4 protein-coding genes and 1 pseudogene are annotated in these 8,457 nt (G+C 42.4%); all 5 read right to left on the minus strand.

Annotation, left to right across the window (positions count from 1 at the left end; translation table 11 throughout):
• Positions 1-57: 57 nt before the first annotated feature.
• Positions 58-3,453: a phosphodiester glycosidase family protein gene (locus ACFSBH_RS02265; protein WP_379595852.1), complete on the minus strand. Its 3,396-nt coding sequence runs from the start codon at positions 3,451-3,453 to the stop codon at positions 58-60.
• A gap of 269 nt (positions 3,454-3,722) precedes the next feature.
• Positions 3,723-5,375 carry a glycerol-3-phosphate dehydrogenase/oxidase gene (locus ACFSBH_RS02270; protein ID WP_379595854.1) on the minus strand — a complete coding sequence of 551 codons (1,653 nt, stop codon included), beginning with the start codon at positions 5,373-5,375 and terminating at the stop codon, positions 3,723-3,725.
• A 213-nt stretch (positions 5,376-5,588) separates the two neighbouring features.
• Positions 5,589-7,079, minus strand: a complete 1,491-nt coding sequence (gene glpK, locus ACFSBH_RS02275) for a glycerol kinase GlpK (RefSeq protein WP_379595856.1) — start codon at positions 7,077-7,079, stop codon at positions 5,589-5,591.
• Positions 7,080-7,093: 14 nt separating this feature from the next.
• Entirely contained in the window at positions 7,094-7,927 is an 834-nt protein-coding gene (locus ACFSBH_RS02280; protein ID WP_379595858.1) for an MIP/aquaporin family protein, read from the minus strand.
• Positions 7,928-8,052: 125 nt separating this feature from the next.
• Positions 8,053-8,315 (minus strand): annotated as a pseudogene (locus tag ACFSBH_RS02285) (cation:dicarboxylate symporter family transporter); the annotation flags it as partial.
• Between the last annotated feature and the right edge of the window lie 142 nt (positions 8,316-8,457).

Consider the following 8,457-nt stretch of genomic DNA (forward strand, 5'->3'; position numbering starts at 1 on the left):
AAGCCCTGCAGACCTTTAGCCTGTAGGGCTTCTTACATATTCTACAGCAATAAGCCACTATTGAACAACCACTTCTGCCACAGCCTCCTCAAAGTTAGATATCACTTTCAGTGAAATCTTGCCACTATGAATTGCTGTCAATTCACCAGTCTCTGGATTGAATACTGCTGCATACTTATTGGATTTTTTCGCACGTTCCAATGCGTCACCGGTTCCGATGAATACATTGTCACTGCCTTCCCATTTAGCGGATGCCGGGTAACGTAGTGGGAAGTTTAGATTTCCTGCTTGGTGTCCTTCGGCAGAAACTTCGACAGTTTCACCAATCGTAACCGTTTCAGGAGCATGGACAGTAATCGATTCTAAAATTGGTCTAACTTCAGCTTGAACCCACTCTTTCCCTGCTACCTTACTATTTTCAGCTGCACGTTCCGGTCCAAATGCCCGGTCAGGTATAGGAGTTGGATCGATGCCAAACATGGTCCATGAATAGAATCCACCATCCTGAGGCGAACCATATGGAGCCTTCCCAGCTGAGCCAGTCACCATATACGGTACACCTTCTACCCGTTCCATATGAACGGTATGTGCATGTCCACTAATATACATAGCACCTTTGCCTTTTGAAGTCTCACGGAATTCTGTTAACCAATTCTCAATCAATTCCGCTTCTTTTACATCTGCTAACTGACTATTTTTCGTCGGTAAAGGATCTCGTGTCGGATGGTGCCCAACGACGACAACATTATTAATTTGAGGATTGCTTGCTGCCTCAATCAATGATTCTCTCAATTCAATCAACTGATCAAAATCACTTGTCCGGAAACTTCCAGTTGAAGAATCTAATAAAATAAATCGCGTTCCGTTATGGTCAAAGTCATATCGATTCTCTCCAAATTCCTTTAAAAAGTTGTCTAATGAACCACTGCCAGTAATTTCATGGTTTCCAGGAATATAATATATTGGGAAAGCATCTCCGACTTCCTCTTCCAATATTTGCTTAGCAAAAGTGAAGTCTTCTTCCCAAGCTGTATCGACTAAATCTCCATTAATTACAAGGAATTCTGGGTCTGCAGCGACAATTTGCTGTAACGACTTCCGAGCCATTTGCACTTGTTGACTGTTCGGTGATGCTGCGACAAATTGAGTATCCGATAAAACCGCGAATTTCCAACGGTCTTCTTCTATTTCACCGTTTTTAATAATGATTGGATCTTCCGTCTTGCTATCTTCTTCGGAACCTTCAATAGCTGGAGGTACCTTTACGGTCAAGTCATCAAAAATGAGCTGCCCCGTATATTGATTATCTCGATTTGTTTCTACTGGATAAATCCGCCAGAGCTTGACAGGATACTGGATTCCTTCTGGTAAGGTGGTTTCCACATATCTCCACCCCGACCAATTGATTTGGTCTGCTAACGTTAATGTATAATTTGTGCCTGCTGCATCCTCGATGACCGTGCGCAGCCATGCACCATTTCCATCCCCGTGCACCCATACACCGATTTTTTGTACATCACCGGGAAGTTCGATTCTTGGTGATGCTTGTAAATAAGCAGCACGCGTCGCTGTTGTTGTTGAAAAATCATAGTTTACTTGTAAGCCATTGCCGGTTCTTCCTTCCACGATATCCATCGAAGCTCCAACCTCTGCCGGAAATTTCGTAACCGACCAGCCGGAGTCATCTTCAAAATCAGAAATTTCCACTGTCGAGAGGCCTACGGTAACAGGCAGGTTCGTCATTTGGTCGTGCACCTTGATCTTGATTGTTGTCGATCCGCCGTCTTGTAAAGGGGTGACCGTATAGCTTCCATCTTGATTCTCATCTAAAGAAATTACAGCCTCATCATAATCCAATTCGATATCACGAGTTTCAATTGGTGCGGAGTAGCCATTTTTATCATAACCTGTCACTGAAAAAGTTGTCGTACGGCCCATTTCAAGACCGAGGTAGGATTGGCTGCTTTCTATCCGGTCCAATTCACCAAGAACTGTAATTTCCTTTGTCCCTTTTACTGATTTGATTTGCGCTCGAGCTACAGCTGACCCTGACTTTTCAGCATAAAAAACGCCTTGCTCATCAAATGAACCAACCTTTCCTGGTATCGCTTGCCACTTGATTCCTTCTACATCTACAGGAAAGTAGTTTTCATCATGCCCCAGACCTACAAAACTTCTGCTTAAGCCCGGGAAGATGCGCGTACTTTTCTCATCTTGCCTTACCGTGTCCACAGAAAAGTTTGCTAGTTCCCCACTTCCAGCTTCCGCAAAAATGCCAATTCCGTTCGGGACAGAACGCTCCATTCCGTCAGATGGCTGATTGACTACTTCTGCATCCGCCTTACCTGGTGCACGTGCGACCATCGTAGTCGATCCGCCGCCATCAATATTTAGCGCCTGATGAGCACCATATTCCTTCATTAATTCACCCAATTCTTTGAAAGTCATTCCACGACTGTCCACTTGACGGCCATCTACCACTGTCAAAATCATCGTTTTCCCATCTTCTGAAAAACCGACTGCAGTTCTCGGAGCAGTGGTGCTGTCATCTAAATTTGCGGGAACTTGTCCATTCTCCACCAATTTAACATTTCCACCAATGGCAAACTTCATGAGGTTTTCTCCGTCAATTTTTGGCGCATAACTCACATCTACCGGATCCCCAATAGAAAGTTCTTTTAATATATTTGCTCCTGTCCCATTTCCGACAAAGATGAACGTGTCCTCTTCAATAGAACCACTGCCAACTTGATCAGAAACAGCGATCACTTCACCATCACGCACTACAACTTCATAAACATTGCTTCCACTAACAGCTCGTTGCGCTTGTCCCCAAACCGATGTATAAAGTCCAATACCGTTTGCCGGAATACCGGACTGGTTCAACGCATCAAGCTTATATTCCCCACTCGGAAGTTGAATGTTCCCTTCCAGAAAAATATTGGATATTTTGCCTATTCCTTGCTCATCGACACCGGCCGTTAGATTATGTGATCCCTGTGGCCCTTTTAACAACTCACCATTTTGTATCATTGTGCCTGATGGTGCCTTTGTATTATTAATATCAAAGAAGTCCCCATTCACTCCACCAACTGCACCGGCTTGTTGCGCCATTTCCGAAAGCGGCTTGGCGCTGGAGATTACTCCTGGAAAAAGCAAGTCTGTAGAAACTGCCTCATGAGAAAGATCGACCGTCATCACTTCTCCATTCAACCAACCCCGAGCATCAAACCGTTCAAATTGAGATAGTTCAATCCCCGGTCCAATCTTTACAGAATTCTCATTTACTAACAGCGTCTCCCCGGCTTCTCCAACTGTGACCATTGGTTCTGCTTTATTGGATGACGCGGAACGTGCTTCCGATACCGGATTTCCTTCTGCTTGCACTGCTGGAAGAATCGTTGAAAATGCAACCAACCCCACTAATAAACCGCTAACCCATTTTCGATTCAAAAGAACCCCTCCCCTTTACATAGTCTATCTATCTTCCATACTAGCAAAGGGGTGTTAAAAAATTGCTCGAATCTTGTAAATAATAACAGGATAAAAGTAGGGAAATTGTTTACTTTTTTAGAGGAAATTAGGGAAATCAACCTAGGGGGGGACTGTCTCCTTGAATCGAATCATAAATGGCAGCGTTCCTGCGCTATCCCCAAAACTACCCCCTCAACACGAAAGCCCTGCAGTCTATAACCTGCAGGGCTGTCTAAATATTCTCGTCGCTATGCCACCGGATGTGTCGCTTCTTTCATCAACTGCTCTAATTCTTTCGTATATTCTTCCTTCTGTTCGTTGGACCATTGTAACGCTTCCGCCATATAATCTATCACTTGTTCTTTATGCTCCCTGACCCAATGAATATCAAAGAACATTGCCCCTGTCCGGCGAATGAAAAAGTCGACTGGCTTATAAGCTAATTCGTACTCTAGCGAATAACGAAGAACAGTTAATACGATTGGATCGAGATTTTCAGTTTGAGCTTCGGATTTCGCTTGTTGATACAGTTCAAAAATCACATCGATATTGGAACCATATCTTTTTACAAGACTTCTAGCTTGCTCTTCTTCCATACCTAGCCGCTTGCCCTCTGCAACCTTTTCCTTGATATAGTTCGCAAAACCTTTTGATCCGCCAACATCTCCACCTGAGATACGCAATTCTTTCGTTTGTGCGGACGAGAATAATTTACCTTCTTCCTCTTGGAACTGTTTTCCAACCAGATCAACAATACTTTCCGCCATTTTCCGGTAACCAGTCAGCTTTCCTCCTGCAATGGAGATGAGCCCAGATTCGGATACAAATATTTCATCTTTACGGGAAATCTCTGAAGGTTTTTTTCCTTCTTCATGGATAAGCGGACGTAATCCAGCCCAGCTTGACTCGACATCCTCAGGCTTGATATTCACTTGCGGAAACATATAATCAATGGCCTTCAGAACATAATCCCGGTCCTCTATCGTCATTTTCGGATTCGTAATATCGCCTTCATAAACGGTATCGGTTGTACCCACATATGTTTTTCCGTCCCGCGGAATCGCAAACAGCATTCGTCCATCCGGCGTATCAAAGTATATTGCTTGTTTTAGCGGGAATCGTTTGCCATCAAATACGAGATGAATCCCTTTTGTTAAATGCAAATACTTTCCTTTTTTGGAATGATCTATTTCACGTAACGTATCCACCCAAGGACCTGTTGCATTGACGATTTTCTTTGCAAAAATCTGGTGAATGGAACCATCGGTACGATCTTCCACTTCCACACCAACAACTTTCTTATTTTCATAAATCAAGTTAACGACCTTCATATGATTTAATGCGAGCGCGCCATTTTCAACAGCTTTTTTCATTACTTCAATCGTCAGTCTCGCATCGTCTGTCTTGTATTCGACATAGTAACCGGCACCTTTAAGATTTTCCGAGTTTAATAATGGTTCACGTTCCATCGCTTCTTCTGCGGTGAACATTTTTCTCCGTTCTGCCTTTTTTACTCCGGCAAGAAAGTCATATACACGTAAACCGATATTGGTCGTGAATGGACCAAACGTACCTCCTTTATAAAACGGAAGCATCATCCATTCTGGTGTAGTGACATGCGGACCATTTTCATAGACAATGGCACGTTCTTTTCCTGTTTCGGCAACGACACCAATTTCAAACTGCTTTAAGTAGCGAAGTCCACCGTGAACGAGTTTCGTAGACCTGCTGGATGTGCCTGCAGCAAAATCCTGCATATCTAAAAGAGCAACCTTCATCCCTCTTGTGACGGCATCAAGTGCGATTCCTGCACCGGTAATTCCTCCACCGATCACAAGTAAATCAAGCGATTCATTCATCATTTTCGTTTTAATTTCATTTCGTCTTAAACTAGAAAACATTGGACCACTCCTTCATTTGTTTTCAATATATGTGATCATTTAGACGAAAAAGAGACCACAAATAGCTCTATAGTATATAGAGTATTGTGGTCTCTCAGGATTCTCCGTCCAACATATTAACTTGACTTTAGTATAACATACATCGTTATAAGATGATAGTCATGAAACTACGATTCTACGATTTGTTGTTAGGTTGAACCTGAGAAGGGAGCTTTATTTAAACACTCTAGCCGCTTCTACAGCTTTTTTCCATCCTTTATATAATTCATCGCGTTTTTCCTGCTTCATTTCAGGTGTAAACGTAGTATCAACTTTCCATTGTTTTGCTATTTCCTCTTTGTCTTTCCAATAGCCGACTGCTAAACCAGCAAGATATGCTGCACCTAAAGCTGTCGTTTCATTGATGACTGGACGATCAACCTGTACGTCTAACAGATCGCTTTGGAATTGCATGAGGAAGTCATTTGTCACCGCACCACCATCAACGCGAAGAGACTTCACATCAATTCCGGAATCGGCAACCATAGCATCTACCACATCTTTCGTTTGGTATGCCAGTGATTCAAGGGTAGCTCGGATAAAATGCTCTTTCTTTGTGCCACGGGTTATTCCAAATACAGCACCACGTGCTTCACTATCCCAGTAAGGTGCACCTAGGCCAACGAATGCTGGTACAACATACACGCCATCCGTCGATTCGACCCTCGTTGCATATTCTTCACTTTCTGGTGATGTTTCAATTAATTTCAGACCATCACGTAACCATTGAATTGCTGAACCGGATACAAAGATACTTCCTTCTAACGCATATTCAACTTTTCCGTCCACACCCCAAGCAATGGTCGTTAGTAAACTATTTTTTGAATCTACCGGTTCTTCACCCGTGTTCATGACCAGGAATCCACCAGTACCATACGTGTTTTTGACCATACCTTGTTCAAAGCCGGCTTGTCCAAACAATGCAGCTTGTTGATCCCCTGCTATACCTGCAATCGGGACTTCTTTACCAAAGAAATGATAAGGAACGGTATGAGCATATACTTCGGATGATGGACGAACTTCCGGCAGCATACTTTTTGGCACCGATAAAATCTCTAACAGCTCGTCATCCCACTTCAAATCATAAATATTGAACATTAAGGTACGTGAGGCATTGGAATAATCCGTTACATGAGCTTGTCCACCAGATAGTTTATAAACGAGCCAACTATCAATTGTTCCAAACTGAAGCTCTCCATTATTCGCTTTTTCTCTTGCACCTTCCACATGATCCAGAATCCATTTTACTTTTGTACCGGAGAAATATGGATCTAGAAGGAGTCCGGTTTTTTCTTTAAACAAGTCATTATATCCTTCGTTTCTGAGCTCCTGAACAATTTCCTCTGTTTGACGGGATTGCCATACGATTGCATGATAGATCGGTTTACCTGTAGCTCTATCCCAAACAACGGTTGTTTCCCTTTGGTTTGAAATCCCAATTCCTGCGATTTGTTCCGGATCTACATCTGCTTTTCGTAAGACTTCCGCGATACACGCAAGGACCGATGTCCAAATTTCATTCGCATCATGCTCCACCCAACCTGGCTTCGGAAAATGCTGTTCAAATTCTCTTTGAGCAGTCTCCACAATTGCTCCTTCATGATTAAACAAAATTGCACGTGAACTTGTAGTTCCTTGATCTAAGGATAGAATATATTTACCCATTGATTCTCCTCCATTCATGATATCTTTATATTTCGACTCTTACTTTGTTCTTTATCATCATGTTGCTTCTCTATGATTGCTGCTGAAATGAATAGTACCGCAATAATAACACTTACTACCCAAAACGCTGCCGTATAAACACCTTCAAAAATAGCCTTAAAGAATAATGCTCCGTAAATACCGCCCAGAATTGGACCAATGATCGGTACCCAAGCATATCCCCAATCAGAGGTTCCTTTTCCGTGGATCGGAAGAAGCGCGTGAGCAATTCTTGGACCTAGATCTCGAGCAGGATTAATCGCATAGCCTGTTGGGCCGCCTAATGACATCCCAATGGCGACGATCAATAGACCAACAATTGCCGGGTTCAATCCTTCCGTAAACTCATTCACTCCGATAAATAATAAACCTAACAGAAGAAGAAATGTACCAATCACCTCTGTGACCAAGTTGGAAAGCGGTCTGCGTATAGCTGGTCCTGTCGCGAATACTCCTAACTTTGGACCAGTGTCTTTCGTTTCTTTCCAATGAGGTAAAAATGCAAAATAAATGATAACTGCTCCCAAAAATGCCCCAATCATTTGTCCCGTAATATAAATCGGAACTTTATCCCATGGAAAATCACCAATTGCTGCAAATCCTAATGTAACAGCTGGATTAAGATGTGCACCTGAAACATTCCCCACAGCATAGACCCCGAGTGCTACTGCAAGTCCCCAGCCGAGGGTAATCAATACCCATCCAGCATCTTGACCTTTCGATTTATTTAATACACTCGTTGCAACTACCCCCGCACCAAAAATAATCAAAATCATGGTACCAACAAGTTCCCCGGAAAATTCGGTCATTCCTGACTCACCCCTTATTGTTTTTCACAAGTTATACTTCTGAGTTTTAGGTATGACAAAAAGACCACACTGTAATATGCATTCCCTTAAAAAAGGAAATACAAAAATAGTGTGGTCTCAACGTCTCAATCACCTTTTATTAACTTGTTAACCTTAGTGTAACCAGAAATGTAAACGTTGTCAATAGGTTTTTTATCGTTGAATTTCTCTACATTATGACTACCTAGAATCTTGGATGTCAATGTTCCGGCAATCATGGAACCATTTATATTAAATGCTGTACGTCCCATATCAATGAGTGCTTCAACAAAGATCAACATTCCAGCAAGACCCACTGGGAGCCCCATGAAGAGAGAACAATAATCGCTGCAAATGTTGCTCCACCACCAAAAAGATTATAAGCTACCATATTTCATTCTCCTTTCTTCACTAGCGTTGCATAAATAATACCAGAATTTTCAGTTTTAATCTTTTTTCTATTAGAGCCAAAAAAGTAAATACCCAACTAAAGGTGGCTCCATTCATTTTTT

Origin of the sequence: Oceanobacillus luteolus (genome assembly GCF_042678205.1) — a bacterium.
Classification (GTDB): Bacteria; Bacillota; Bacilli; order Bacillales; family Amphibacillaceae; genus Oceanobacillus; species Oceanobacillus luteolus.

What these genes read in the sequence shown, in the direction of transcription:
- ACFSBH_RS02280 (WP_379595858.1), bottom strand. Translation starts at nt 7,927, where the DNA reads ATGACCGAATTTTCCGGGGAACTTGTTGGTACCATGATTTTGATTATT.
- ACFSBH_RS02270 (WP_379595854.1), bottom strand. Translation starts at nt 5,375, where the DNA reads ATGTTTTCTAGTTTAAGACGAAATGAAATTAAAACGAAAATGATGAAT.
- glpK (WP_379595856.1), bottom strand. Translation starts at nt 7,079, where the DNA reads ATGGGTAAATATATTCTATCCTTAGATCAAGGAACTACAAGTTCACGT.